Consider the following 230-nt stretch of genomic DNA (forward strand, 5'->3'; position numbering starts at 1 on the left):
GGCACCGCGATGGCGGCGGCGCGGAGGAGGCGACGGTTCATGGGTGGTTCTCCAGGTTTCGGGTGTGATGCTTCGGGTGAGGTGCTGTGTGTCGAGATGCCGTGCGTTGAGGTGACTTCACGGTAGGAATCAGGGGCGGGAACGCGCGACCCGGGCGACGCCGGTCGTCATGCGTCGACATACGACGTAATGCGCAGGCGGTCGCGGAGTGTGGTCCCGTCGCCCTGCTC

It is taken from the genome of Microbacterium sp. H6 (assembly GCF_003314775.1).
Lineage (GTDB): Bacteria > Actinomycetota > Actinomycetes > Actinomycetales > Microbacteriaceae > Microbacterium > Microbacterium oxydans.